Here is a 24,975-nt window from a genome sequence, read left to right on the forward strand (position 1 = left end):
CGACCGCAGCAATAGTCGCCGTTTCTCTTATTTTGTCTTTGATAATTCATCAGCAAATAGTAAGGCCACATCGAAATAGTCGCCAACATGGCGCCTGCGTTGATTTTTCCGACGATCCCAACCTTTCGTATGGATATGATCGGCAGAATAGAAAAAATGGAGCAGACGATGACCACGAAATTGAGCCCAGGCAAAGGTTGCTGCTGCCTCCATATCAACGAAAACGGCACCTTGTTCTTTGCGATGCGCTAATTTTTTTGGCGTTTCCCGAAAAAAAGCATCTGTTGTCCAAGTAAGTCCTTTCTCATAGCGAATCTCATGACGTTGCAAAACTTTTTCCATCAAGTGAATGGCATGAGGATCCGCTTTGATGACATCAGCTGGCGGAGCGTAATGGTAACTCATTCCCTCGTCTCGTAAAGCTGCCGTAGGGAGGTTAATTTGATCGGAAGCCTGTTCTGCCTTTAACACACCGCAACTGCCAAAAATAATGAAATTTGTGATTCCTAAAGGAGCCAGGTCTTCCAACGTCCCGATGCAGGCGGGGCTGCCTACTTTTGCCAGCGTGACAAGTACATCAGGACCGGCTGGGCGAGACAATAAATAAATTGGTGATTTTCCATTGATACTTTTTGTATAGCCAATCGGACGAATTTGCTTTCTCTGGAGTAGATGAGTGATGATTTCTCCAGAGAAAGGACAAAGAATTGTTGTCGGGAGCGGTAATCGATAATCTAGTAGTACAACATCGGAATCATCTGGATTGATGATAGCCTTTGGAGTTGGATCGAATTCTTCTAATAACATGGCAGACTCCTTTCTAAAATCGGGATCAGCAGCCTAAAACGTTACATAAACAGTAAAAAGTCGTTATTTTCTATTAAGCAGCTGTCTAAGACTCTGTCTCTAAATTATCAAACCAGGACCATAAATAGCGCCTAACATATAAAAATAAACGGAAAAAAAGATAGCCTGCCGCCAATAAAAAGAAGGCAAAGTGCCAAGCGAACAGCTGCCACACCATTGCCGGAAAGGTAATAAAAACCGTTCGACAAACTTCAGGAGCTAACACAAACCAATAGAGTAAGTGACTTCCTATACTACTGCCGACTAGTAGATAACCGATAAAATAAATACTCTGTAAGGCGAACTCAATACTGATAATTTCGGTACGTTCGCCAATTAAACTCATGATTTTGAAATCTGCTCTTTGGGTCATAGCAAACAGTCGGAAGATTCGGTGACAATAAGCGATTAGAAGAACACCGGCGCACAAGATGACAAGCATCGCTAGCCCTTGGAATAGTCGGATGGGAAGTAGTGGTGTCTGGATCATCTGTATCAATGAGCCAGTTGTCTCATTATTTTCAGCAGCAGTTGTGACGATTTCTTGGTACCAATGCTCAAGCAAATAAAAGCCATTTACTCCACAGTAGGTAATTATTCCAAGTAAAAAAATCAGCATGCCACTGGACCAGACCCCTGGGGTGCGCAACAGGTTTTTACCAGCATTTCCTGCGACATAACCAGCTTTTTGGAAATTAGACATGGGCATCGTCATTTTTCAAACGCGACCAGACCTTTAGCCCATCTACCATTCCTTTGACATTGTGCACTCGCAGAATCTCGACATTATCTCTATCACAGGCAAACAAAGAAGCTGCGATAGTACCATAATCTCTTTTTCGGGGATTCGGCTCGTCTGTCAGATGTTCGATAGTTCGTTTGCGAGAAACCCCGTAAAGGACTGGAAAATCGCGAAAACGAAACTTTTCCGGCTCACGGATAATCGTGACATTTTCTGCGGGCGTTTTACCAAAACCAACACCAGGATCAAAACACAGTCGCTGCGGATTGATACCACTGGCTAGACAAGCTTCGTATTTTTCCAGATAGAAAGATTGGATGTCCTGGGCAACAGTCAATTCCTTGCGTCGAGGACGAGAATGCATGATGATAATCCCGATATGGGGCGCTTTGGCTAAGACGGCTAGCATTCCCGGCGTGTCCAGTCCGCGGATATCATTGATGATGTCACAGCCGGCAGCAATAGCGGCTTCTGCAACTTCTGGAAAATAAGTATCTACTGATAGGGGAACAGAGGTGGTTTTCTTCAATTCTCGAATCACTGGTACGATACGAGCGATTTCTTCTGCCGGTGACACTTCCACATAACCTGGTCGAGTGGACTGGCCACCGATATCCAAAATGGCGGCGCCGTCAGCGATTAGTTGTTGTGCATGAAGTAGCGCCTCGTGGGTATCAAAATGTTCACCACCATCAGAAAAAGAATCTGGTGTGACGTTTAAGATGCCCATTACTTGATATTTTTTTGTAAAATCAACCATGTTCTTCACCTCGTAGTTGTTCAATAAGTGCCAGCAGTGCTTGTACCCGTGGACTGTAGCCATCTCGTTGTGACTGAGGCAACTGCGCCAGCGTCTTTTTTTCAGTTGGCAACCAAAAGATTCGATCGAAGCCGTAGCCCATCTCGCCTTTTTCAGAAACAATTTCCCCTGTCAAGGTGCCCTCTGCTGTCAGAAAATCCTCGGAGGAGCGATAATAGACGAGGCAGGCATGCAAATGGGCTTTTCGTGATGCAGCAGTATTTTCAAACAAGGAAAGGATTTCTTGATTTTTGGCCCGGTCACTTTCGCCTTTAAAAAAACGACTGGTGTGAAGGCCCAACAAGTTGGGAAAAGCTGTCAGCTCAAGACCGCCATCGTCGGCAATGACTGGTCGGCCTAGTAAATCAGCATAAAAGGTAGCCTTAATCAGAGCGTTTTCCAGATACGTCGAGCCATTTTCTGCGGGAGCATCCGGTAAAGAGGAAAGAAAATCAGTCACCGGTCGCAACCGAACCGTCGGGGCCGCTTCTCTTAGTCCTCTGCGCATTTCCTCGAGCTTTCCCAAATTATGTGTTGCAACAATCAGCTCCATTGAATGAGTTCACCTCCAGAAATAACTTCGTGGGATTACTTATGAACGAATTGCCAATAGAAAATCATCTTTTTGTTCACGGTCTTCATTGAAGCAACCGGAATAATAGAAGGTTTTCGTTTTAGATTGGGGACTGCGAACGCCCCGCATCGCCATACACATATGCTCGGCTTCGATAGCGACAGCTACTCCTTTGACCGGGATATGGGCTTCCAATTCCTGACCAATCATCTTGGTCAGGTTTTCTTGAACAGACGGACGGCGGGCACAATGTTCCACCAAGCGCGGCAGTTTTGAAAGACCAATCACTTTATTTTCTGATGGAATATAGGCGATGTGGACGTGGCCAAAAAAGGGTAGTAGGTGATGCTCACACATCGAATAAAAGAGAATATCCTTAACTACGACCATTTCGCCAGCACTTTCAGAGTCAAATAATTTATAGTCATCAAACTCGTTGTTCAGTCCACTGAACACTTCTGCATACATGCGAGCAACTCGTGCCGGGGTTTCTTTTAAACCGGACCGTTGGGGATCTTCTCCGACAGCTGTCAGTATTTCCGTGACGGCTTTTTCAATAATTGCTTGTTCTTCCATCCTTACCACACCTTTTCACTTTTTCGTACTTCTGAGCGATTTCCGGAAGCGGTGATCCACTCGGTTAGCGGGCGCCCCAGTAAGTTTTCATCGGGGTAGATATCTTGTAGGGGAACCAACACAAAAGAACGCTTGGTCAGCTCTTTGTGAGGAATCGTCAATTGTGGTGTATCCATCACAAGATCTCCCAGTAAAAGAATATCAATATCTACCGTACGAGGCCCCCAGTGAATTTCTCGAGTTCGCCCCAATGCGGCTTCGATACGATGAATCTCTGCTAATAACATTTCCGCAGGGAGCTGGCACTCGATTTGAAGCACCGCATTTAAAAAATCATCTTGAGCCACTGGACCATAGGGATCAGTTTCGTATAGCTTGGAGGACTGTAAAACAGTGACTCCCTCTAACTGATCCAATTGGTCGCGGGCGGCAGTTAGGTTTTTCAAGGAATCACCCATATTGGAGCCCAGAGCCAAATAGCCAATCATTTGGGGAACCTTCTTTCCAGCTGCACCTCAACATTGTCAAAGGTGCCGGGCATTGGTACCCCGTATTTACGCACCCGTACCAAGGCACTAGCCAACTGCTGAGAAAAATCGGCTTCGATGTCATCTAAAAGAGCAGAAGCGACAGCCTCAATCAAGTTGAAGGAGCGAGTAGTGATCGTTTGGCTGATTTTTTCATTTACCTCCGCATAACTCACCGTATCAGCAACGTCATCGCTTTTACCAGCTTTGGCTAAATCAAGGCGTAATTCGATATCGACCTCTAGTTGTTGGCCCAAAACCCGTTCTTCAGGCAGGACCCCATTTTTCGTATAAAATTTCAGATTGTTGATTTTGATCAAATCCACCAAAACAACCTCCAATCACAGTTTGGATAGAAAGCGACACAAATAGCCAAGTGTTGCATTAGACCATTGGCCGCAAACTATCATTGGGCTTATTATACCAAGAAGCAGCCGCAAGTCGACTGTTTCCGGCTTTTTTAAAGATTTACGGGGCTTAAACAGTTGCTTTAGTTATTTTTTCTATCAGGCAGACCGCTTTCTTTGTTTTAACAATCATTAGTTTTCTGAAAAAAGCCGGAAAATTTCGCTATTTTATTGTAAATCAGCTAAGAAAAAGTCGGTAACACTAGCGCTTAGCGGATAAGTTTGCTAAAATATAAGCGTTGGTTAAGTCAAGGCTTAACAAATAAAGTACTCAATTTTAGGAGGAATTTTATCATGCCAGTAGTATCATCAGCAGAATTTCTGAAAGCAGCTCGTAAAGGCGGCTATGCAATCGGCGGTTACAACACAAACAACTTGGAATGGACACAAGCTATTTTGGAAGCTGCAGAAGCTAAAAAAGCGCCAGTTCTGATCCAAACATCTATGGGTGCTGCTAAATACATGGGCGGCTACAAAGTTATCAAAAATATGATTGAAAACTTGGTTGAATCCATGAATATCACAGTTCCAGTTGCTATCCATTTGGACCATGGTGACTACGATGCAGCTATGGAATGTATCGAAGTTGGCTACACTTCAGTTATGTTCGACGGCTCTCATCTGCCTTTTGAAGAAAACTTGGCAAAAGCTCGCGAAGTTGTTGCAGCAGCACATGCAAAAGGTATCGCAGTAGAATGTGAAGTTGGTTCTATCGGCGGTGAAGAAGACGGAATCATCGGTGCTGGCGAATTGGCTGACATTGAAGAATGTAAACAAATGGTAGCTACAGGGATTGACTCTTTGGCTTGTGGTATCGGTAACATCCACGGTGTTTACCCTGAAAACTGGCAAGGTTTGGCATTTGACCACTTGCAAGAAATCGCTGACGCTGTTGGCCATGAAGTACCATTGGTATTGCACGGCGGCTCAGGTATCCCTCAAGAACAAATCCAAAAAGCAATCTCTATGGGTATCTCTAAAGTCAACGTAAACACTGAATTCCAATTGTCATTTGCTAAAGCAACTCGTGAATACATCGAAGCTGGCAAAGACCGCGAAGGTAAAGGCTTTGACCCTCGTAAATTGTTGGCACCTGGTAAAGCTGCCATCATTAAAGACGCTGAAGAACACATCGACTGGTTTGGTTCAGCTAACAAAGCATAATCTAACATTTGCATGATAAAAATCCCTGCTTCTGATAGAGGCAGGGGTTTTTTCTATTTTCTGAGAAAGTCATTTCGGCTGCTAAGGCCAACAAGCGGGAAGCCTTCTTACAAATTGTGGCCTGTGGGTTGTTACTATCAGCTCAGAGGGGGGAAAAGATTATTTCTTCAATACCGCCAAGGCGGCCGCTGGGATTTCATCTTCAAAGACCTCTTCATAAGTCTCCACGTAAGCTCCTTTATTTTTCAACTTCAGGTAATGACCCACTTTTAGCTCGCTCATACCGGAAAATTCGATGGTTCTGGTTTGACCGTCTTTGTCCACTGCAGTTTGCCGATAAGTAGCGGTGCCGTAGCCGTTGACTTCATCGGCTTTTTTGGTTTTGACATAGACTTCACCTTCTGCTACCAGGGGATTGAAACGGTCAATGATGCCAGCGATTTCCCCACCACTGTTCTTGGTAAGCTGAGGAATCACCAGTAGTGCACCGCCAATTAATGTGCCGCCTGCGAGTAGTGTAATGAACAATTTTTTCATAGTTAATTCTCCTTTGGTTTGTTTGTTGCTTGCCCAGGGGCAGCTCAACTTGATGTTCTTATCTTATCAAGGAGAAAATCGTGTGATATCGGCCTTGAGAACCAGTTTACTCTTACACTTTCGTCATTTTATCTCTCTTAGGTAAAAGAATAAACTTGTCAATAGCGATTCGATGCGCTATGATGCAATCAAATCACTGTTTGCAGGGGGACGCATTTGGCGTTGAGAAGGTAAAACCTGACCCTTTGAACCTGTTGGCTAACACCAGCGTAGGGAGCAACGTCGAGCGCAGTCTTGTAGCTTTCAGCGGCTACCGACCCAGCGGATTCAGACATCTTCCTATTGCGGGAAGGTGTCTTTCTTTTTTGCAAGGTGATTGTCAGAAAATCGTCAGCTTATTTACCAAAGCAGTGAGAATCAGCCTAAACCTAAAGGAGAACAAGCAAATGATGAAAACAGCATTGACCATCGCCGGCTCTGATTGCAGCGGCGGTGCAGGGATCCAAGCGGACTTGAAGACATTTTCGGCTCACGGTGTTTTCGGGATGTCTGCTATTACCTCAGTTGTCGCAGAAAATACGGTGCGGGTAATCAGCGTACAAGATATCACTCCCGAAGTCATTCAGCAGCAAATCGATGCCGTCTGTGAAGATATTTTTCCTGATGCCGTCAAAATCGGCATGTTGTCAGGAGTGGAGACGATGAAAGCCGTCGCAGAAAGCCTAGAAAAATGGCAGCCACAAAATATTGTATTGGACCCGGTAATGTATGCGAAAAATGGTGCGCCATTGATGGCTCTGTCTGCCATCGAGACCTTGATTGAAAAAGTGCTGCCCTTGGCGACGTTGATCACGCCAAATATCCCGGAAGCTGAGCATATTGCCGGGATGAAGATCGAATCACTGGAACAGATGAAAGAAGCCGCCGCTGTGATTCAGCAACGCACCGGTGCCGCGGTTTTAGTAAAAGGGGGGCATGCAGCAGGGGATGCCACCGATATTTTATTTGATGGGAAAAGCTACTATAGTTTCAATTCTCCTCGGATCGACACGAAAAATACTCATGGTACCGGGTGTACCTTGTCTTCAGCAATCTGTGCCCAGTTGGCGTTGGGAGCGGAGATAAAAGAAGCCGTAGCTAGTGGAAAAGACTACATCACACAGGCAATCCGCTATTCGTTGCCATTAGGAAAAGGACATGGCCCTACCAATCACTTTTGGAAATTTTTTGCAGCAGAATAAACCGAGTTCAGTTAACACCCGTCGATTTTCGGCGGGTGTTTTGCTAGAAACGAAGACCGCTAGCGAGTACCAAACACTTAGTTATAAGGAAACCAGTTGTTATTTAAATAAAAAAAGAGTTATCATTTAGGATCACCACAAGCAGTTAGCTCGTGAATTTTTGAAGGAGCTGCGGCAGCGAGCAAGGGGATTTACTGTTTAGAAATGACAGTGCCTGTGTTAAAATCGAAAGTGAATGTAGTCAATACATACCAATAAAAAAACGTGATATAAGGTGACGATAGATGAAAAAAATAAAAATTCGCGGTGGCCGTCCATTGAAGGGCGAAGTCACCATCAGCGGTGCAAAAAACAGCGCCGTGGCACTGATCCCAGCTGCGATTTTGGCAGATTCGCCGGTGACTTTAGAAGGCGTACCGGATATTCAAGACGTCCATTCTTTAATTGAGATTCTGGAAATCATGGGAGTGCGCACAAACTTTTCTGACAACACCTTGATGATTGATCCCACCGACATCGTGTCAATCCCAATGCCGAGTGGTAAGATCAACAGCTTGCGGGCGTCTTATTACTTTATGGGAGCATTGCTGGGGAAATTCGGCGAAGCAGTTGTCGGTCTGCCGGGGGGCTGCTATTTAGGCCCTCGCCCTATTGACTTGCATATTAAAGGCTTTGAGACTCTCGGTGCACAAGTGACCAACGAGCACGGGGCAATGTATCTGCGAACGCAGGACAAAACCCTTCATGGGGAACGAATCTTTTTGGATATGGTATCCATCGGCGCCACCATCAATATCATGCTGGCAGCGGTCAAAGCAGAAGGCCGAACGATTATCGAAAATGCTGCCCGGGAGCCAGAAATTATCGACGTAGCGACCCTTTTAAACAACATGGGGGCGAAGATTCGCGGTGCCGGTACCAATGAAATTAGAATTGAAGGCGTAAAAGCACTTCATGGCTGTCGACATGCGATTATTCCCGATCGCATCGAAGCCGGTACCTATCTGGCTTTAGCCGCTGCGGTAGGTGAAGGAATCAAAGTAAACAACGTCATTTATGAGCATTTGGAAAGCTACATTGCCAAACTGGAAGAGTTAGGGGTGCCGATGTCGATTTCCGAAGATACCATTGAAGTTGGAACAGCCACGGATTTGAAACCAGTTGTGGTAAAAACCTATCCTTATCCGGGATTTGCTACCGATTTGCAACAGCCCATCACGCCACTTTTAATCAAAGCCGGTGGTACCTCAGAAGTTATCGATACGATTTATTCCAAACGAATCAACCATATTCCGGAACTGAATCGCATGGGGGCAGACGGACAAATCGAAGGCAACATGATGATTATCAATGGTCCAACAAAACTCCACGGAGCCGAAGTCGTGGCTAGCGATTTGCGGGCAGGAGCTTGTTTGGTAATCGCCGGGCTCATGGCGGATGGTGAAACGACTATCACAAATGTAGAATTTATCCTGCGGGGCTACGACCATATCGTCGAAAAACTCACAGCATTGGGTGCAGACATCGAAATGATCGAGTTAGATGAATGCCAATGATTTACGGTGAAGAGCTGACAAAAAAAGACGAGGTGGCCCATGGCTGATTATTTGACAATGGCGGAGTTGGAAAACAAAACCTTAAAGGAAATTTACAACTACGCAAAGCAATTCAAGATTCCTTATTACAGTCAGATGAATAAAAAGGAATTGTCCCTGGCAGTTATCCGCGCACAGGCTGAGAAACAGGGCTTTTATTACATGGAAGGAATCTTAGATATCATTGGGCAAGAAGGTTATGGCTTTTTACGGCCAATCAACTATGGCCCCAGTGCTGAAGATATCTATATTTCTTCTTCGCAAATTCGACGTTTTGGTCTTCGCAATGGAGACAAGGTAGCCGGAAAAGCCCGGCCACCTAAGGAATCCGAGCGTTATTATGGATTGATGCACGTAGAGTCTGTCAACGGCAAAGATCCTGAAGAAGCCAAACAGCGTCCGCATTTTCCGGCACTCACTCCCTTATATCCGCAAAGACAACTACAATTAGAAACCACTTCGGGACGTCTGGCTACCCGCATGATTGATATTTTCGCACCAGTGGGCTTTGGTCAACGAGGCTTGATCGTCGCCCCACCAAAAGCCGGAAAAACCAGTATCTTAAAAGAAATTGCCAACGGGATTACCGATAATTATCCCGAAGTAGAATTAATCGTACTTCTCATCGACGAACGACCAGAGGAAGTCACCGATTTGGAACGCAGTGTCAAAGGGGATGTGGTATCTTCGACATTTGACTTGCAGCCGCAAAACCACACGCGGGTTTCTGAGCTGGTCTTAGAGCGAGCCATGCGTCTGGTTGAAGATAAGCGGGACGTTGTCATTCTGATGGACAGTATCACTCGATTGGCTCGCGCTTACAATCTGGTTGTTCCTCCCAGCGGTCGGACACTAAGCGGCGGGATTGACCCGGCGGCATTATACAAGCCAAAGAAATTTTTCGGTGCCGCCCGTAATATTGAAGAAGGCGGCAGCCTCACCATCTTAGCCACTGCCTTAGTGGATACCGGCAGCCGCATGGATGACGTGATCTACGAGGAATTCAAGGGAACCGGTAACATGGAACTCCACTTATCTCGGGAACTCTCGGAGCGTCGCATCTTCCCAGCCATCGACATCAAGCGTTCTGGTACCCGCAAAGAAGAATTGCTGATGACGGCAGCTCAGTTGGATGAAACCTGGAAGCTGCGCAACAATATGATCGGTGATGCCTTGGAATATACGGAACAGTTCCGCCAACTTCTGAAGAAAACCAAGAACAATCAAGCGCTCTTTGAAGCATTTTCCGAAGTTTCTTTCGGTCGTAAAAATAATAGCCGGAATCAAAAAAGATAATTGCATCTGATTTTGAATCATGGTAAGATGTTCATGTTGTAAATCAGACAAAATGAACTCTGGTGCAGCAGATGGACCAGGGCAAAGGAGCGAAAACGACTATGAAAAAAGATATCCATCCGGATTACCATCCAGTTGTATTTATGGACTCAACAACAGGTTTTAAATTCTTGTCAGGTTCTACTAAATCTTCACAAGAAACTGTTGAATGGGAAGACGGCAACACTTATCCGTTGATCCGTGTCGAAGTTACTTCCGACTCTCATCCATTCTACACTGGCCGTCAAAAATTCACCCAAGCAGACGGACGCGTGGACCGTTTCAACAAGAAATACGGTCTCAAAGACAAGAACGCTGCACAATAAGAAAAACGCTGATATATCAACGTTTAGCAGACTATCTGATAGGGATAGTCTGCTTTTTTTCGCTTTTGACCATACTTTTGACCTTCTGCAAATTTTCTTGATTTTCCTCTGTGGAACTCATGAAATCTGCAAAGCGATTTGCCGTTTCTTCTGTCTGTCGTTTCGTAACATGGGTATAGATGTCCATAGTCGTTTTAATATCTGTGTGACCAAGTCGAACTTGAACTTCTTTGAGTGAAGCACCGGATTCAAATAGCAGACTACAATGAGTATGACGAAAGCCATGAGGTGTGATCCGTTTTAAGTTGTTCTCTTTTATAATGATTTTTAAGTTGTGATTTACATAGTCTAAATACAATGGTTTATTTTCTTCTGATACAAATAGGAGTTGTTCCCCATTTTTTGCCGGTTTGATTCCCATTTTTAGAAAATATTCTTTTTGCTTCAATTGCCATCGTTTAATCACTTGTAATGTTTCAGAGTCTATCGAGATTGTTCGAAGGCTCTTTTCTGTTTTTGGAACTTGAAATTTAATTTCCCATTTGTCACAAGTAGCTAAGGTTTGTTTGACGGAAAGGGTTCTTTTCTCAAAATCAATGTCTTTCCAACGTAAGGCTAAGAGTTCACCTTTACGTAATCCTGTAAAAGCTAAAATCCGAAAAATCGGATAAATCGGATCTGGATAGTTTTTCGCAATTTCGAGGAACTCCAATAGTTCTTCCTTTTCATAGTAAGGTGCGGAATAGCGTTCTTCGTCAATTCGCTTCTTACGTTTTGGACGAATCACAGCGTCCATGGGATTATTCCGAATAAGACGTAAACTCAAAGCATATTTTAAAATGGAAGAAGTCAAACCAATCAAATTGGAATACTTTTTGTAGTAGCTGTACCAATGATTTACTTGTTTTTGACAGTATGGAATTGAAATTCTTGAGATTTTCAAATTACCAAAGAGAGGGAAGATATGCTTTTTGTAAGCTAATTTTTGGGCGACATAGGTACTTTCACGAACCGTATTTTTGTATTGTTCAAACCACTCATCTGCCAATTCTGAAAAAGGACGTTGTGAATCTGTCACTACATCATTTTCTTCTACTTGTACCATCAAGCGATTGTAAGCTTTTCTGGCTTCTTTCGATGATTTAAAACCACGTTTTGTGGTATATTTCTTTTTTCCTGTAACAGGATCAATGCCAAGATAGGCTTTGAACATATAGGCGATTGTGCCATTTTTCTTTTGATATTTTTTGATCATAATTGTCTCCTTTGATTCACTCGCCAGTATATCAAAGAGAAGATTGACTCCTTTCTTATGGGTATCATAGGCAGCCACAACAGGTAAGTCAAGGCTAGATTTTCAGACTATCTAAAAATAGTTTTACATCTTCACGGTCAAATCGAGTTTCTTTCCCAAAAGGAATGATTTTTAAACCATGATTAATCCAGCTATTGAGGCGAGTATCCCCAATTTTTAGGTGTTGCTTTAATTGTTTCCTTGTTGGATAGGGAGGCAACTCGTTTAAGTTTGATTGTTGTGCGCTTTCTTCCTCAATTTTTTGCTTTGTTAATTGAACAAGTTCTTCAATTATTTCTTGATTAAATTCAATCGGTACAGTAACAGTCATATTTTTACCTACTTTCGAGATTCATTTTTTTATTTTTGTATAGCGAACAATGCTTTCTTGAAAATCCATCTCTTGTTCAGGATTTCCACCTTCATTTACAGCACTGTAAAAAATTGGGCGCCTTACGAGGTACTCATTGGTATATAGCACGTCTTGGTTGGTGGTATCAAAAGGTTGCTCCACCAGTTGTTTTGTGACGCTGGGTATTTTGAGGTTGCGGGATTTGAAGAAGGCTTTTTTCTTATGCTCTTTCATATCCAAATCCTTATCGAAATATTTGCTGATGTAGCGCCCACGATTTTCGATACTATCCACATCGATCTTGTTGATTTTGACAAATCCATGTCCCCAGATGGTAGTAAGGCGATTGACGGAGATAAAAGAAAAGTCAAACAGGATAATGTGGTAATGGATCGCACCTCGTTCTTGTTTTTCCCACGTGGCAAGGTATTTTAGGTTTGCCTTTTTTGTGTGATAGAGTTCGTAATTGAGTCGTTTGATAAATTTTTTGAATTCATTGTTCGCATAGGAAATGTCTTGAATGTTTTCTCTGAAAGTGAGGGTTAAAAATTTCGTCTGATTGTCAAAGTTTGTGTCCACGAGTCGGGCAATTTCAAAACGCATATTTTGATAGTATTTTTGTTTTCGCTTTAAACTGTCGTATTGTCCTTGAGCAGATAATTCATCATAGTTTCTTCTTTTATCGGTAGTGGTATTTTCTTCTTCATAAAGCCAAGCGAGTTCTTTTTTTCGTTTTGGATTGGTTTCATTTTTGTCTGTTTTTTGTTTGGGAGTAATGATTGCTTCATAATCATAAATTTCAAGGTACGTGGGAGTTTCAATGATTTTCTGATTATAAGCGTTCAAAAATCATCACTCCTTGATGTGTATTCAATTGTCAAAGAACCATCATTTTTCGCCTGATGTTGTTCTATAAATCAAGTTAAGGGGAAGTCCTGCAAAGCAGTCCTTCCAGCCTATGGATTTATTGGGCGGTCTTAACGGACAGAAACGGCTCTGTGGGCGCTGCCCCGCCGTTCCCGTCCTAACCACCCAACAAACCCATAGGAGAATTAGATTTGTGAAGTATTGCCTTGTTTTTTCGGAATCAAAGTTGCCGCATCTGCCGTTGCTGATAAACCGTAGCTGACGAATTGACCATTTGAACGTCCCCAAGGAGAAATTTCTAAATTAGTAAACGTAACCATGGCTAGACCTTGTTGAGTAAGCTCTTCAAGAGTAATCACAGGCTGTTCAGATTTGACTTTGACACTGATTTTCTCGTAGCGGAGTTTAGGTAGGATACATTCGTAACTCCAACCTAGAATTTCTCCGTCTTTTTGCCAGCGAGTAACATTGACGACTTGGTATTCTTTTTCGAGTTTTTCTTTTGGTAAAGTGAGATCATTGATTTTGATTGGCATAATAGCCCTCCTTTTTAATATACGATAATTTATACGTTTGGTTTAAAAAAATATAGACGGCCATCTATGATTTGTATTTTATACGTTTGTTTATACGAAGTCAAGTGATTTTATCAAAAAATGTATACGAAATTTTATACGAGTGATATAATAAGTAAAAATGACAAGGAGGAAGTAATCTATGTTTGGCTTATTACAACCTGATAAAGTGAAGGTAGGACAACGAATCAAAGAAATCAAAGAAAGTATGAATCTTTCCTTTACAGAGTTAGGCAATCGCTTGGGTGTAAAGAAACCAACAATCAGTTCCTATGTTCAAGGCTATGCATTGGCCCCTGAAAGTGTCATTAATCAATTATCTAGTATTAGTGGGAAACCGGTAGGATGGTTTTACTTTGGTGATATTGAAGAATATATTGCGGACTATTTGCAGTTAAAAGGGCAGAACAGGATTGTGCAAGAACATCCAGAAGTTGTGAAAGCAATCAAAGAAGAGTTTTACACTGGGGAGTTTAAAAACCCGGCATGGGAAAATGAAGTTGGTTATCCATGTGAGGAGTTTATGGATGATTATTTTTATGAATTACAGCAAGAAGTAATCAAGAAAGAAATCCAGAAATTGACAACTTATGAAATCAATCAGTTGCCGATTGCCGATGAATTATCTAAACAGAAGAAAGATGAGGCAGTCACCGTTATTACGAGTGGAATCATCGAATACATGGATGTAGCCGGTGAATTTAATTATGAAAAAAAAGATGATATGATTAAGATGGTTAAGCAAGAAGTCGATAAGTACGATTTTTTTGCGGATAGTAATTTTGAAAATCAGTATTTAGTGGGGAAACTAATTAATATCTTGGCAGATCAACAAAAAACTGGAGAATTAATCAATCGATTGTCCGAAGAACTGACGAATAAATCTTTTTCTGGACGGTTTGGAGGAGAAGAATTGATAGAGGCATTTGAAACGTTACGTCCGGTACTAATCCGAATTTATAGTAAAGTTACTACGGATGAATTGGAGGATTGGTTTAGAGAGGATATTCTCTAGTACTGGGATAATTTTCCATCAAAAAAACTCCTTTTGTATAGTGAATTTGAGCAGAAGAATTAATCCTGCTAGCTTCGTTATACTAGGGAGATACATTGGTACTTATACTAGAATAAAAATGTGTTTGGCTATTTATTCCTATTTTTAACGTACTTTAAGATAATATAAAAACCATGAATGTTAAATAAAATCCATTCAAGTAAAAAAATTACCAGAAAAATTGTAGAATCCGTCCATAAAAACAATAGGTAAAATAGCAGAATATTTAAACTTATTACTCCATAAAAGTATTTGGGAGGGATTTTTTTTAGCCTATTCATTTGATTTATTTTCACTCTCTTTCGCTTTCTTTTCTTGCCTTTTCACAGTGAAATAGCAGATTGGAAGAATCGGACCAATAGGTAATAATATTATTGAGATTAATATAAGTGTTAAGCAAAATAGAAATTCGTCTTTTTTGTCGTATTCCCCAAATTCAGGTTCCTTATTTTCTTTGATTGTTTCATTCAATTTATCTAGCTGTCCTTTATATTCTTGAATCCGTTTTTGGTTACGTTCGATTTTTTCTCGGAGTTCTTCGTTATCTTTTAGCAAATCATCAATGGATAGTTTATATAATTCTGATAAAGAAATTAAGTTGTCTATTGATGGATAAGAACGATCATTTTCCCAGCTGGAGATTGATTGGCGGCTAACATGTAACTTCTCGGCTAAATCCAATTGGGAAATTCCATGTGTTTTTCGCTGAAACTTTAAAATACTACCCAGACTCATATTTTCCTCCTATAGCTTTGAATTTATTTTAGTATACTTTATTTAGTTAAGATAAATAAGAAGGTTTTGCTTTACATTTCTCTTTTTTTATCTATTTTACGCTTTACATATTGAAAAAGAAGTAGTTATAAAGAGAAATTCAAGGGTGAGGATAATGTTATTACGGAGAATGATTTGAATGGTAATGAACGAGTTCGTATCAGTATCAATTTGTTTGATGCTAGATTCAACTTAAGGATTATTTTTCAATGTACTTGGTCTTTTGAAAGAGAAGTCAAAAAGGCAACTTTCTATTTTTATAAGTACTTTTAAATTCAAAATTGTGAAAGTCTCTAGCTTAGCGGGTATATGGATAAAACAAGAGAACGGATATATGTAAAGAAAAATGAAGTAACGTAAAGGATAAACTGCTTTTAAACGAACTTTTCGTATAATAACATTAATTTGTTACAAAAATAAAAATGCGAAAAGAGGACGTGTTCTTATGAAAAGACAGATTGTAATTGCTGGAACAGTAGCATTAGCTACTTTATTTTCAGTGACAGTACCATCAGGCGTGAGTCTAGTAAACGCAAGTGAAATTCCTAAGGTAGAAGTCAAAACGGGTCAAAATGGTAAATTTATTGGGGGTAGTAACGTTACTTTATCTGAAGGATCAAATATTAGTGATAAAAGTATCCAATACGAGAATGTTTTAAGGACAGATGATTCAATTTATTTTAAAGATATTAATAGTCTGACCACTTTTGCCTCAGATAATAATTTATATTTGCCTATTAACTTGGAACCTTATTTTTATGAAGATTCGCAGGGAAACATTCAATTAGATTTAAATAATCAAGACTTGCGAACTAAACTACATCTAACAGATAAAGATTTGCGAGATTTGTCAATCTTAAATCAAGAGACACAGTCTTTAGATCAATCAAATGCAAGAGGGTTTGTGGGGCTTCATATTAAACTAGGATCAAAAGTTAGAGGAATGTCAGCTGTGGTTGCTGGAGGGTTTGCTGCTGGATATTGTGGATTTTATCTGAAAAAATTTGCAGTTAATCCAGTAACCGCTGGAGTAGTTGGGGCAATTAGTGCCGCTATTGGCGGAACTGTTGGGTGGGCTGTGAATAATCATTTAAAGCAAGTTGACGTTGGGGTGGACATACCTGGTATCTCATTGAGTTATACGGTTAAGGTCCCTTGATAGAATGAGAACAATTAAGAAAAATTTGAAAAGATATTTGCATATATTTATGTTAATCATAACTCTTGTGTGCTTTTTCATAACCTATGTATTTAATATTTCTGGATTAGTGATGTTTTTAATCATTGGTATCCCATCTGTGTTAACGGGATACTTATTTGCAAAAAAAAGTGAGAGCTGTAGATAAAGCTTGGAGCTTAAGAATACAGAATGTTGAGTATGACTGATAATAATGTATATTATTTGCTTATAATTCCTTTGGCTATTTTTTCGATAGCCGAAGGAATTTTTTCTTGAGCTAATGTTAACTTGGCAAAATAAGGAGTTGTTATGAAAGATATATTAACAAATCATATTAAGTCATTGTTGTATTTAAATGCGAATAAAAAAACATATAAAAAATAAGATGTAAAGTGAAACTGGGGGATGTAAAGAGTAAACTGCTTTTAAATGGACCTTCTACATAATAATATTAACTTGCTTCAAAAATAAAAAAACGAAAAGAGTGTGGATGTGTTATGAAAAAAACGATTTTGATTGCCGGGTCAGTGGCGTTAGCTACTCTACTTTCAGTGACTGTACCGTCAGTAACAAGTGTGGTATACGCAAGCGAGACAGCTAAGGTAGAACTTGAATCTGTGCGAGAGGATAAATTTATTGGAGTTTCTGATGATCAATTGAAAAAACTAGGATTTAATGATCAACAGATTGGGAACTATCATACTAACCTAGAAAATCCAGTCATGATAGAAAATGGCTTGATAGAAAACAATGGACAATCAGGAGAACGAGGGAAATTCACTTGGGCAGTAAAACTAATTCGAAAAGCTTATAATTTATTACCAGCTTCTGTAAAAGCATATATCGTGGCTCATTCATCATTAGATACTTTATTAAGTTTTATTGAGAATGCTACAGGAACAATTCAAGATGCAGTTTACAACGCATGTCGGAAGGTTGGCATGAATGCTACTGTTGCCAACCTTGTAACTGCCGCGATTATGACCTTGGTTTTTTAATCTCGATTTTATGAAGGAAAAGAAAATAATCAGATTTATTGTAGCCGAGAGAGTCTTTCTCTTGGCTTTTTTTGTATTCTCGCTTATCGCAAGATGAAATGATTCATTTTATTAAGTATAGTAGTTCCATTATTAACATATAATTTTCAAAGTATATGTACTAAAATATACATGAACAGTATACTGGGTGAGAGATCATCCAGCCTTATTTTAAATACAAAGGAAAAGTCTTTTTTCGGTAGTCGCTAAAAAGATTGACTTGAAATTTTCCGAGTAATATGTTTACTTTGCTAAAGTTATATTCAAAAAAGCTTAAGAAAATCTTTATGATTAGATTAAGAAATAAATCAAAAACGGGGGAAGAACATGGAGGATAGATATAGTAATTTTCTAGATGAGATTAATGGAAAAAATATTAGCTTTTTGATTGGATCTGGTGCATCGGTTGGGATAGTCCCAACGCTGTGGATTGAATCATTTTCAAAATCTTTCGAAGAATTGTTGACTTCAACAGAATATGATGAGAATCAAAAAATAGTGCTTTATTATATATGGTTCAATCTTTGGATCAAAAAAACTCAAATATTGGAAATACCAAGTGAACCTAAAGAGGTTTTTGAAAATTATGAGAAATTTATTTCCAATTTAATTACTATATCTAACCATGAAGGGTTTGATAAACCAAAAAGAATAAACATTTTTACTACGAATTATGATTCTTTATTTGAAGTCTCATTTGATAAACTGGCTTCAAAAAATAGACTTACATTTTTCAATGACGGTAGTAGAGGATTCATTAAAAAATATGTCTCTTCAGAAAACTTTTATATCACTGCTTCACACTCCGGTATTAGTGATGGATTTCAAAGAAGTATTCCAACTATTAATTTAATAAAATTACATGGATCGGTAACCTGGAAAAAAAATAATGAAAAAATAGAAGTGAGCTTAAAAAATGAAATTTTTGAAGAACTTGTAGAATGTACTGAAGCAATCAATGGAGTGATTTTGAGAAAGAAGGAAGATGATTGGCCATTTTTTGAAACTTCTGATTTAAATGTAGCCATTGATTTTTTTGATAATAAAAATATTGAACAATCTATTTTTGATACGAACCTTACAGAAGAAACATTAAGAAATTATATTAATCAAATTTATTCTATTGTTGGAGGAGAACTAAATGACTTCAAAAAGTGCTATGACTCATTGCCCATAGTAAGCCCAACGAAGAAAAAATTTTCCGAAACTGTATTTGAACAGCATTACTATCAGATGTTGAGGATGTTAAGTTTTGAGTTGGAAAAAAAAGATAGCATTTTAATTGTCTTTGGTTTCTCTTTTGCAGATGAACACATATTGGAAATAGTTAGAAGATCTATGGTAAACCCTTTTTTAAAAATATATGTCATTGCATACAATAAACAATCAAAAAAATTGATAGAAGAAGCTTTGGGAAAGGGAACCCAAGTTGAATTTATACCAAAATTTAATGAGGAGGCAGATGGTGGTTGTGTAAATGGGGACTTTAGTTTTTTAAATAATTTGTTAGGTGGTAGAAATGGATGAATGAGTCAAATGATAATTCTTCCCTAAATTTTGTGGTTGGTGCAGTTCGTGAGATTAGAGGTACTTCTGTACTGATAAGACTCTTCGAAAATACAAGTCAATTAGTGCATTTCTTTCATGGAGAAAAATATTCAGGCATAATCATAGGATCATATCTGGGAATCGTTCGTGGGCAATACACAATTGTTGGCAAAGTGGAAAAGGAATACGCTTATGATCAAATGAAAGATTCTACTGTACAAGAGTTTCGAAAAGACCGGTTTGTAAGAGAAATTGAAGTGAAAATAATTGGTAGTTTCAAGAGAAATGAGTATAAATCAGGTATGGTCGCTTTTCCACAGATATTTAATGATGTCATTTTATTGTCAGATAGCCAAAAAGGAAAAATTATTGGCGGATATGAAAGCTGTAATGATTCGAAGGACTTGATGATTCCACAAATAAGTATAGGAAAAGTTTGGCCTGATGGGATTAGATTTAATTTGAAATGGTATAGACTTTTTAATAGTCATCTAGCTATTTTTGGAAATACAGGAAGCGGGAAATCGAACACTTTAGCCAAACTATATCACGAATTATTTAAACTGGATTTTGAAAATCAATTGTTGGATTTTGGAAAATCAAAATTTGTACTGTTGGATTTTAATGGTGAATATACAGGTGATAAAACAATAACCGATAGTAAAAAAGTATATAATTTGACTACTAATAGAATTAAAGATAATGGAGATAAAGAAATTGACTATTTAAATATTCCCGAAGAAAGATTTTGGGATAAGGATATGTTATCTGTTCTTTTTGGAGCAACTGAACAAACTCAACAGCCTTTTTTAAGTAGGGTTTTAAACTATTATTTTGAAGAAGAAGGAAGCTTTCAAGATAGTTTACCTCGATATATTGCTGAAGCTTTTTCTAATGTTTATATTGTCTCGAATAATAATAGCCTGGATCTCTTTAAACAAACTCTAAAATTGTTAGAGTTGAGAAATGAAGATGTTTCGGAATGGATTAACAATACATTATATAACAATACGAATGAGAGTTTTTATTCAAAACAATATTTAGACGGTTGGACCCACTCTGGACAGTGTTTTTATTGGAATCCAGATGAAGATTTATTACGTGAAGAAAAACAAAAAGTTTTATCAAAGCTAACTGAACAAACTTTTAATATCGATAATCCAATGAAAAATTTACAAATTGCTTCATATTTAAAAATGATATTTGAGTTAAGACAGCATACAGTCCAGTATGATCATATAGCACCGTTGCTTCATAGAATTGAATCCCGTGTAAATGATTTTTCCAAAGTATTTAAAATAGTAGGTGGAGACAAAGAAATATTTCGTGATACTATCAACGTGGTATCATTCAAAAATGTTAACCAAGATATGAAAATGTTAATACCAATGGTTATAGCTAAACTGACTTATGAAATGAATAGGGAGCAAAATAATAATCGAGACAGAATTTTTAACTTAATTATTGATGAAGCACATAATATTCTTTCTGATTCATCTAGTAGAGAGTCAGAGAAGTGGAAGGATTACAGGTTAGAAGTATTTGAAGAAATAATCAAAGAAGGTAGAAAATTTGGATATTACTTAACTGTTTCTAGTCAACGACCGGCTGATATTTCTGCAACGATTGTCTCTCAAGTTCATAATTATTTTATTCATCGGTTAGTTAACGATAATGATCTACGACTTCTAGATAGAACAATGTCCTCGCTAGATAGTGTCTCAAAAGAAAGTATTCCCAACTTAGCCCCAGGACAAGTGATACTAACAGGTGTGCTATTTGATCTTCCGATAATTGTACAGGTGGATCAATTGAAAAAGGATGAAGCTCCAAATAGCGAAAACACACCTTTATTGGATATTTGGAAAATGAAAAAGAATAATTAATCTATCTGCTTTATTGCGTACTTTTATCAACACTATTCTTAAAAGTTGAGATTGAAAAGTGGTAAGTTCAATTGAAGATTTTACAAGTACATTCAATCAAATTTATAAATAGCAATGAGAAATAAAAAATACGTAAAGTAACCTTTGAGTTACTTTATAGTACGGAAGTGAATACTAATGATAAAGAGTAAGAGTATATGGGAAATATATATAGATAATTTTCTTAATAATGATGTAACCATTACTGATATTACAAAATTTTTAAAAAATATATATAACATTAAGTTAGAAAGATATGAAATAAATGTTCAGCCTCGCACACATTGGAAATTTAAACTAGAAAAAGAAATAAAAGACAAAAAAAATATTGTATATATTAACTGTTATGAGAACAAGAATTATGGAAGTAAGCCACTTATTTGTGGAGTTACTAAAACTGGAAAATGTGGTACAGTAGATTTTGATTTTAATAAAGATGCCAACAAAGATACACAAAATTATTCAATTACAGGGAGAGCCTTTTTAAATGATAAGGGTTTTGATTATGATAAACATGCAATTTATTTGTTCGGATGTCAGGATAAGCAAGAAGCATATCTATTAGAGCGTGAAATACAGCAACGATTTCATTTGTTCGGGAGCTAAATTATCAAATATGGAATTCTGTTCGAAATGTTTAATATATACTGTATAAAGGCTTATTGAACAACTAAATTTTATTAGGAATTTCCTAGTAAGGAATTATTTCATTATCACTCCATGAAACCACAAAAATCAGATTTATTTCTGTTGATTTCAAAATGTAGGCAATAAAAATGAGTACTACTAGTAATTGTTGTTGAATAGTTGTGTAAAGGAATGACGAGTTATGGAATACTTATATCATTATACCAATGTGGATACGTTAAAACTTATTATAGAGAATGGAACATTTCGGTTTAATTCTTTACAAAATGTAGATGATTTGGAAGAAATGGAGACTGAAGATTTTGGGAATTTAGGAAGATTCTGTTATGTCAGCTGCTGGACTGATGAAATGAAGGAATCAATACCTATGTGGAAAGAATATACTTCTCCTAAAAAGGGATTAAGAATACGATTGCCAATAAATATTTTTGAAGAAGTACAAGATATAGGATTTACTAGAGAACAATTAATACAATTGGGTGGTAAAAAGAAAGATTTTCAAAGTTTTGCTGGCTTTCCCTACACAAAGGGATTAGCTAACTATGAAAGAGAAAATTTAGTTAAATTTATGCCGCAGATTGTAGAATTATTTCCCGTAACATATACAAAAGATCCTAAATTACTTTGTTATAGTGTTTATAACGAGGATGAAAACAGTTCTCGCCTTGAAACAAAATTAATTGGAAAATTTAAAAATATTGATTGGAATTATCAATCTGAATGGCGATATAAATTATTTGCTTTCCCGTTTGGATTGTTCACTATGGCAGCTAATCCTCAATTGATGGCTAATCCTCAACAAATTTTAAATATTATAAAGACGGTCGCTATTCCTTACGATTATTTTGATATTCCTTTCAGGAAAGAGTGTTTAAGTGAAATGGAGATTTTAACAAGTCCGATTTTTGATGAAGAGGCTAGTCAATTATTAACAACTATTACTGATACTTTATCAAATGTAAAGATAAAACAATCAACGCAGCGATGGGTGAGATAAATTGAATAGTTTATATTTTTGAGGTATAAACTATCTTTTGCTTTGATTAGCGATGTAAGGATATTTGTTAATTTTGAAATGATTAATTAATATGAAGATACGATGTATTAAGCATTTTAAATCAAGGCGAATTCCGGCGCACAAAGTATTAATATCATTGATTTATAATAATTTGAAAGTCAAGGGGATTTTTTAATTATTTAAACTGTGGAAAGCGTTGCTATTAAAGCAGCATAAGCTATCAGAAAAACGGCTAAGCTATCTAGGGCTTAAAAAAGCCTGAAAAACTATGGATTTTAAAACGTCAATACACTGGCGAGTTTTTTTTTGACCATACTTTTGACCTTCTCAATCAAATTTTACTGGGTTTCATTAGATTTTATAATTCCTCAAGAATACCGTACTTACCCTGTTTTCTACCTATCAAGTAGCACCAGAAAGCAATCCAGCTCTCAATACGGTCTCAAAGACGCCAACGCTGCGGAATAATTCTAACTCGGTTAGAATACTGTTGTATCAACAGTTCAGAGGTTCTTCCTTTACCCGGAAGAGCCTCTTTTTTTTGCGTTTGAATGCCATATTGAATGCCATACCGAACTTGAACTTCTTTAAGAGAAGCTCCAGATTCAAATAGCAGACTACAATGGGTATGACGAAAACGATGAGGTGTGATACGTTTTAAGTTATTCTTATTTAGGATGATTTTCAAGTTGTGATTTACATAGTCTAAATAAAGTGGTTTATTTTCTTCTGATACAAATAGGAGCTGTTCACCATTCTTTGCCGGTTTAATTCCCATTTTTAGAAAATATTCCTTTAGTAGGAGATAATTATAGCTTTGCGAGTAATCTTACAGTTGTTTTTGATTCTAGTCTAAAATCTTATACGTATACAGAGACCGCACTCACAAAATCAGAGAATGATTTTTTTAGAGTTGATGTTTTTAATGATGGTAAACAAATTAAATCTGAGGAGTTAGATATTCCTTATTTATCTGACTCAGAAATTAAAAGTGAAATAAGTAGATTAACAGAGGCGCAGAACGTGTTAGACAGTAATGTTTCAAGTCGAGGGGGTGTTGATAAAATTGCATGTATAGTGGTGATTCTAGGTGTTACAAAATATATCGCAGGAATAATTGTATCATTTTGTGCAGGTTCTTGTGCAGCAGGAGTTGCCCCACTTTGCGTAGCATGTGTAGGCGGGATTGTGACATTCGGGGGGCATCATTAACGGCCTTAATTAAATGTTTCAAACTATGAGTAAAAAGAAGAGAACTCTATTTGGCATAATAATCGTATCAGTGCTTGTTTTTTATAGCGTTATTTTGTTATTGAAAAATACAAGTGCTGTTAACGAAATCAAAATCTCTTCAATTACAACCAGTGATCTTATCAAAAGGCTAGGTGAGAAAAATGACTTTATCTTATTCATTGGTCGTCCAACTTGTGAAGAGTGTCAGAAGGCTAGCAAGATCCTGAAGAAAATGAAGCTAGATACTGAGATAGAAATTGTCTATTGGAATACGGATAAAGCAAGAGAAGATGAAGAAAAATTAGATGATATATTAACTGAATTGGATGTGGCTGCCGTACCAACGGTGCTAAAAGTAGCTGATGGTGAAGTGGAAAGAAGTATCATTGGAGTGGGTAGTGAAAATGAGTTTGTTAAGGAAGTTAGTGATCTTGTTAAAAGGGAAGAATAAAGGTTATGTGCTGCTTCCTTTTCTGGGAATATTCGCTAAAATAATAAAGTTTTTTTGTTCGTATATTTTGGATATTCATCATGGAAAAATTTTTGATATAATCTCATTTATATCTGAATACGGATTTATCATTGGAATACTGCTTCTGATACTTTTATATGTTGAAGAGAATGGTAATGACATTGAAGAATAAGTTATTTTGTTTATAATAAAGTCTAACTGCTCAGCGTGTATTCTATTAAAAGGAAAAGAAGCTTGGGAGATAAATCTCTTGGGCTTCTTTATTCGTGATACAATGAAATTACTAAAATTTTTTTCTTGAATATCTTTATTTAGTACTAACATTTTTA

At 38.0% G+C, this 24,975-nt stretch carries 26 protein-coding genes, 1 pseudogene and 1 riboswitch; of the genes and pseudogenes, 13 read left to right on the forward strand and 14 right to left on the reverse strand.

Translation table 11 applies throughout. From position 1 onward, the window contains the following. Window positions 1-27: 27 nt before the first annotated feature. The 7 genes from ACOMA8_RS12295 to folB form a co-directional block, all read right to left on the reverse strand. A complete protein-coding gene (locus tag ACOMA8_RS12295) occupies window positions 28-807 on the reverse strand; it encodes a nucleoside phosphorylase (protein ID WP_421371109.1) in 780 nt (259 codons plus the stop codon). Between the two features lie 85 nt (window positions 808-892). Beyond that, entirely contained in the window at window positions 893-1,549 is a 657-nt protein-coding gene (locus ACOMA8_RS12300; RefSeq protein WP_421371111.1) for a hypothetical protein, read from the reverse strand. Then, on the reverse strand, window positions 1,542-2,348 hold the full coding sequence (gene folP / locus ACOMA8_RS12305; protein WP_421371113.1) for a dihydropteroate synthase: 807 nt from the start codon (window positions 2,346-2,348) through the stop codon (window positions 1,542-1,544). Before folP ends, ACOMA8_RS12300 begins: the two co-directional genes overlap by 8 nt. Next, window positions 2,341-2,940, reverse strand: coding sequence for a non-canonical purine NTP pyrophosphatase (locus tag ACOMA8_RS12310; protein ID WP_421371115.1), 600 nt, complete (start codon window positions 2,938-2,940; stop codon window positions 2,341-2,343). The genes folP and ACOMA8_RS12310 overlap by 8 nt, the downstream gene beginning before the upstream one ends. A 39-nt stretch (window positions 2,941-2,979) precedes the next feature. Then, window positions 2,980-3,537 (reverse strand): GTP cyclohydrolase I FolE, encoded by a 558-nt coding sequence (folE, locus tag ACOMA8_RS12315; RefSeq protein ID WP_420022081.1) that lies wholly within the window; start codon window positions 3,535-3,537, stop codon window positions 2,980-2,982. A gap of 2 nt (window positions 3,538-3,539) precedes the next feature. After that, window positions 3,540-4,025: a 2-amino-4-hydroxy-6-hydroxymethyldihydropteridine diphosphokinase gene (gene folK / locus ACOMA8_RS12320; RefSeq protein WP_421371117.1), complete on the reverse strand. Its 486-nt coding sequence runs from the start codon at window positions 4,023-4,025 to the stop codon at window positions 3,540-3,542. Further along, a complete protein-coding gene (gene folB, locus ACOMA8_RS12325) occupies window positions 4,022-4,390 on the reverse strand; it encodes a dihydroneopterin aldolase (protein ID WP_161899337.1) in 369 nt (122 codons plus the stop codon). Before folB ends, folK begins: the two co-directional genes overlap by 4 nt. Window positions 4,391-4,765: 375 nt before the next feature. Here folB and ACOMA8_RS12330 point away from each other — a divergent pair, with 375 nt between their 5' ends. After that, the gene (locus tag ACOMA8_RS12330) at window positions 4,766-5,635 is read left to right on the forward strand and encodes a class II fructose-bisphosphate aldolase (protein WP_161899338.1); all 870 of its coding nucleotides are present in this window, start codon (window positions 4,766-4,768) and stop codon (window positions 5,633-5,635) included. A gap of 159 nt (window positions 5,636-5,794) precedes the next feature. Here the strand turns inward: ACOMA8_RS12330 and ACOMA8_RS12335 are convergent, their stop codons facing one another. After that, entirely contained in the window at window positions 5,795-6,172 is a 378-nt protein-coding gene (locus ACOMA8_RS12335) for a YxeA family protein (protein WP_161899339.1), read from the reverse strand. Between the two features lie 194 nt (window positions 6,173-6,366). Continuing rightward, a riboswitch (TPP riboswitch) is annotated at window positions 6,367-6,465 on the forward strand. Window positions 6,466-6,621: 156 nt separating this feature from the next. Between ACOMA8_RS12335 and thiD the strand changes: the two genes are divergently transcribed. The 4 genes from thiD (at window position 6,622) to ACOMA8_RS12355 (ending at window position 10,669) form a co-directional block, all read left to right on the forward strand. Next, on the forward strand, window positions 6,622-7,413 hold the full coding sequence (thiD, locus tag ACOMA8_RS12340; RefSeq protein ID WP_421371191.1) for a bifunctional hydroxymethylpyrimidine kinase/phosphomethylpyrimidine kinase: 792 nt from the start codon (window positions 6,622-6,624) through the stop codon (window positions 7,411-7,413). Window positions 7,414-7,697: 284 nt separating this feature from the next. Beyond that, window positions 7,698-8,969 carry a UDP-N-acetylglucosamine 1-carboxyvinyltransferase gene (locus ACOMA8_RS12345; RefSeq protein ID WP_421371121.1) on the forward strand — a complete coding sequence of 424 codons (1,272 nt, stop codon included), beginning with the start codon at window positions 7,698-7,700 and terminating at the stop codon, window positions 8,967-8,969. A gap of 39 nt (window positions 8,970-9,008) precedes the next feature. Further along, complete coding sequence (rho, locus tag ACOMA8_RS12350) at window positions 9,009-10,304, forward strand: transcription termination factor Rho (protein ID WP_421371124.1); 1,296 nt, start codon at window positions 9,009-9,011, stop codon at window positions 10,302-10,304. A 101-nt stretch (window positions 10,305-10,405) separates the two neighbouring features. Next, window positions 10,406-10,669, forward strand: coding sequence for a type B 50S ribosomal protein L31 (locus tag ACOMA8_RS12355; RefSeq protein WP_421371126.1), 264 nt, complete (start codon window positions 10,406-10,408; stop codon window positions 10,667-10,669). A 31-nt stretch (window positions 10,670-10,700) separates the two neighbouring features. On the opposite strand, the gene ACOMA8_RS12360 is transcribed toward ACOMA8_RS12355, so the two are convergent. From ACOMA8_RS12360 to ACOMA8_RS12375, 4 genes are all read right to left on the reverse strand, one after another. Then, the gene (locus tag ACOMA8_RS12360) at window positions 10,701-11,924 is read right to left on the reverse strand and encodes a site-specific integrase (RefSeq protein WP_349734437.1); all 1,224 of its coding nucleotides are present in this window, start codon (window positions 11,922-11,924) and stop codon (window positions 10,701-10,703) included. 94 nt (window positions 11,925-12,018) lie between these two features. Continuing rightward, window positions 12,019-12,294: a DNA-binding protein gene (locus tag ACOMA8_RS12365; RefSeq protein ID WP_349733975.1), complete on the reverse strand. Its 276-nt coding sequence runs from the start codon at window positions 12,292-12,294 to the stop codon at window positions 12,019-12,021. A 21-nt stretch (window positions 12,295-12,315) separates the two neighbouring features. Then, window positions 12,316-13,161 (reverse strand): rolling circle replication-associated protein, encoded by an 846-nt coding sequence (locus tag ACOMA8_RS12370; protein WP_421371129.1) that lies wholly within the window; start codon window positions 13,159-13,161, stop codon window positions 12,316-12,318. Window positions 13,162-13,367: 206 nt separating this feature from the next. After that, window positions 13,368-13,718 (reverse strand): hypothetical protein, encoded by a 351-nt coding sequence (locus ACOMA8_RS12375; protein WP_349733971.1) that lies wholly within the window; start codon window positions 13,716-13,718, stop codon window positions 13,368-13,370. Between the two features lie 181 nt (window positions 13,719-13,899). Between ACOMA8_RS12375 and ACOMA8_RS12380 the strand changes: the two genes are divergently transcribed. Then, complete coding sequence (locus tag ACOMA8_RS12380) at window positions 13,900-14,772, forward strand: helix-turn-helix domain-containing protein (RefSeq protein ID WP_349733970.1); 873 nt, start codon at window positions 13,900-13,902, stop codon at window positions 14,770-14,772. Window positions 14,773-15,084: 312 nt separating this feature from the next. Here the strand turns inward: ACOMA8_RS12380 and ACOMA8_RS12385 are convergent, their stop codons facing one another. Further along, window positions 15,085-15,546 (reverse strand): helix-turn-helix domain-containing protein, encoded by a 462-nt coding sequence (locus ACOMA8_RS12385; protein WP_349733968.1) that lies wholly within the window; start codon window positions 15,544-15,546, stop codon window positions 15,085-15,087. Between the two features lie 484 nt (window positions 15,547-16,030). On the opposite strand from ACOMA8_RS12385, the gene ACOMA8_RS12390 reads away from it, so the two are divergent. The 6 genes from ACOMA8_RS12390 to ACOMA8_RS12415 all read left to right on the forward strand — a co-directional run bounded on the left by ACOMA8_RS12390 (window position 16,031) and on the right by ACOMA8_RS12415 (window position 22,920). Next, the gene (locus ACOMA8_RS12390) at window positions 16,031-16,744 is read left to right on the forward strand and encodes a hypothetical protein (RefSeq protein WP_349733966.1); all 714 of its coding nucleotides are present in this window, start codon (window positions 16,031-16,033) and stop codon (window positions 16,742-16,744) included. 518 nt (window positions 16,745-17,262) lie between these two features. Then, a complete protein-coding gene (locus tag ACOMA8_RS12395) occupies window positions 17,263-17,763 on the forward strand; it encodes a hypothetical protein (protein WP_349733965.1) in 501 nt (166 codons plus the stop codon). A gap of 366 nt (window positions 17,764-18,129) precedes the next feature. Beyond that, window positions 18,130-19,329, forward strand: coding sequence for an SIR2 family protein (locus ACOMA8_RS12400; protein ID WP_349733963.1), 1,200 nt, complete (start codon window positions 18,130-18,132; stop codon window positions 19,327-19,329). Beyond that, window positions 19,326-21,236 (forward strand): ATP-binding protein, encoded by a 1,911-nt coding sequence (locus ACOMA8_RS12405; RefSeq protein WP_349733961.1) that lies wholly within the window; start codon window positions 19,326-19,328, stop codon window positions 21,234-21,236. The genes ACOMA8_RS12400 and ACOMA8_RS12405 overlap by 4 nt, the downstream gene beginning before the upstream one ends. Window positions 21,237-21,413: 177 nt before the next feature. Beyond that, window positions 21,414-21,881 (forward strand): hypothetical protein, encoded by a 468-nt coding sequence (locus ACOMA8_RS12410; RefSeq protein WP_349733960.1) that lies wholly within the window; start codon window positions 21,414-21,416, stop codon window positions 21,879-21,881. Between the two features lie 223 nt (window positions 21,882-22,104). Continuing rightward, entirely contained in the window at window positions 22,105-22,920 is an 816-nt protein-coding gene (locus tag ACOMA8_RS12415) for a DUF2971 domain-containing protein (protein WP_349733958.1), read from the forward strand. A gap of 586 nt (window positions 22,921-23,506) precedes the next feature. Here the strand turns inward: ACOMA8_RS12415 and ACOMA8_RS12420 are convergent. Next, window positions 23,507-23,737, reverse strand: a pseudogene (locus ACOMA8_RS12420) (tyrosine-type recombinase/integrase); the annotation flags it as partial. Window positions 23,738-24,178: 441 nt separating this feature from the next. On the opposite strand from ACOMA8_RS12420, the gene ACOMA8_RS12425 reads away from it, so the two are divergent. Further along, a complete protein-coding gene (locus tag ACOMA8_RS12425; protein ID WP_421371134.1) occupies window positions 24,179-24,625 on the forward strand; it encodes a thioredoxin family protein in 447 nt (148 codons plus the stop codon). Window positions 24,626-24,975 lie beyond the last annotated feature (350 nt).

Source organism: Enterococcus infantis, from assembly GCF_049166715.1.
Classification (GTDB): Bacteria; Bacillota; Bacilli; order Lactobacillales; family Enterococcaceae; genus Enterococcus_C; species Enterococcus_C leclercqii.

Coding starts and splice junctions, on each gene's coding strand:
- folE (WP_420022081.1), bottom strand. CDS start 3,537: ATGGAAGAACAAGCAATTATTGAAAAAGCCGTCACGGAAATACTGACA.
- ACOMA8_RS12360 (WP_349734437.1), bottom strand. CDS start 11,924: ATGATCAAAAAATATCAAAAGAAAAATGGCACAATCGCCTATATGTTC.
- ACOMA8_RS12395 (WP_349733965.1), top strand. CDS start 17,263: ATGAAAAAAACGATTTTGATTGCCGGGTCAGTGGCGTTAGCTACTCTA.
- ACOMA8_RS12415 (WP_349733958.1), top strand. CDS start 22,105: ATGGAATACTTATATCATTATACCAATGTGGATACGTTAAAACTTATT.
- ACOMA8_RS12345 (WP_421371121.1), top strand. CDS start 7,698: ATGAAAAAAATAAAAATTCGCGGTGGCCGTCCATTGAAGGGCGAAGTC.
- rho (WP_421371124.1), top strand. CDS start 9,009: ATGGCTGATTATTTGACAATGGCGGAGTTGGAAAACAAAACCTTAAAG.
- ACOMA8_RS12380 (WP_349733970.1), top strand. CDS start 13,900: ATGTTTGGCTTATTACAACCTGATAAAGTGAAGGTAGGACAACGAATC.
- thiD (WP_421371191.1), top strand. CDS start 6,622: ATGAAAACAGCATTGACCATCGCCGGCTCTGATTGCAGCGGCGGTGCA.
- ACOMA8_RS12400 (WP_349733963.1), top strand. CDS start 18,130: ATGGAGGATAGATATAGTAATTTTCTAGATGAGATTAATGGAAAAAAT.
- ACOMA8_RS12295 (WP_421371109.1), bottom strand. CDS start 807: ATGTTATTAGAAGAATTCGATCCAACTCCAAAGGCTATCATCAATCCA.
- folK (WP_421371117.1), bottom strand. CDS start 4,025: ATGATTGGCTATTTGGCTCTGGGCTCCAATATGGGTGATTCCTTGAAA.
- ACOMA8_RS12375 (WP_349733971.1), bottom strand. CDS start 13,718: ATGCCAATCAAAATCAATGATCTCACTTTACCAAAAGAAAAACTCGAA.
- ACOMA8_RS12425 (WP_421371134.1), top strand. CDS start 24,179: ATGAGTAAAAAGAAGAGAACTCTATTTGGCATAATAATCGTATCAGTG.
- ACOMA8_RS12365 (WP_349733975.1), bottom strand. CDS start 12,294: ATGACTGTTACTGTACCGATTGAATTTAATCAAGAAATAATTGAAGAA.
- ACOMA8_RS12335 (WP_161899339.1), bottom strand. CDS start 6,172: ATGAAAAAATTGTTCATTACACTACTCGCAGGCGGCACATTAATTGGC.
- ACOMA8_RS12310 (WP_421371115.1), bottom strand. CDS start 2,940: ATGGAGCTGATTGTTGCAACACATAATTTGGGAAAGCTCGAGGAAATG.
- ACOMA8_RS12355 (WP_421371126.1), top strand. CDS start 10,406: ATGAAAAAAGATATCCATCCGGATTACCATCCAGTTGTATTTATGGAC.
- ACOMA8_RS12390 (WP_349733966.1), top strand. CDS start 16,031: ATGAAAAGACAGATTGTAATTGCTGGAACAGTAGCATTAGCTACTTTA.
- ACOMA8_RS12330 (WP_161899338.1), top strand. CDS start 4,766: ATGCCAGTAGTATCATCAGCAGAATTTCTGAAAGCAGCTCGTAAAGGC.
- ACOMA8_RS12385 (WP_349733968.1), bottom strand. CDS start 15,546: ATGAGTCTGGGTAGTATTTTAAAGTTTCAGCGAAAAACACATGGAATT.
- ACOMA8_RS12410 (WP_349733960.1), top strand. CDS start 21,414: ATGATAAAGAGTAAGAGTATATGGGAAATATATATAGATAATTTTCTT.
- folP (WP_421371113.1), bottom strand. CDS start 2,348: ATGGTTGATTTTACAAAAAAATATCAAGTAATGGGCATCTTAAACGTC.
- ACOMA8_RS12300 (WP_421371111.1), bottom strand. CDS start 1,549: ATGTCTAATTTCCAAAAAGCTGGTTATGTCGCAGGAAATGCTGGTAAA.
- ACOMA8_RS12405 (WP_349733961.1), top strand. CDS start 19,326: ATGAATGAGTCAAATGATAATTCTTCCCTAAATTTTGTGGTTGGTGCA.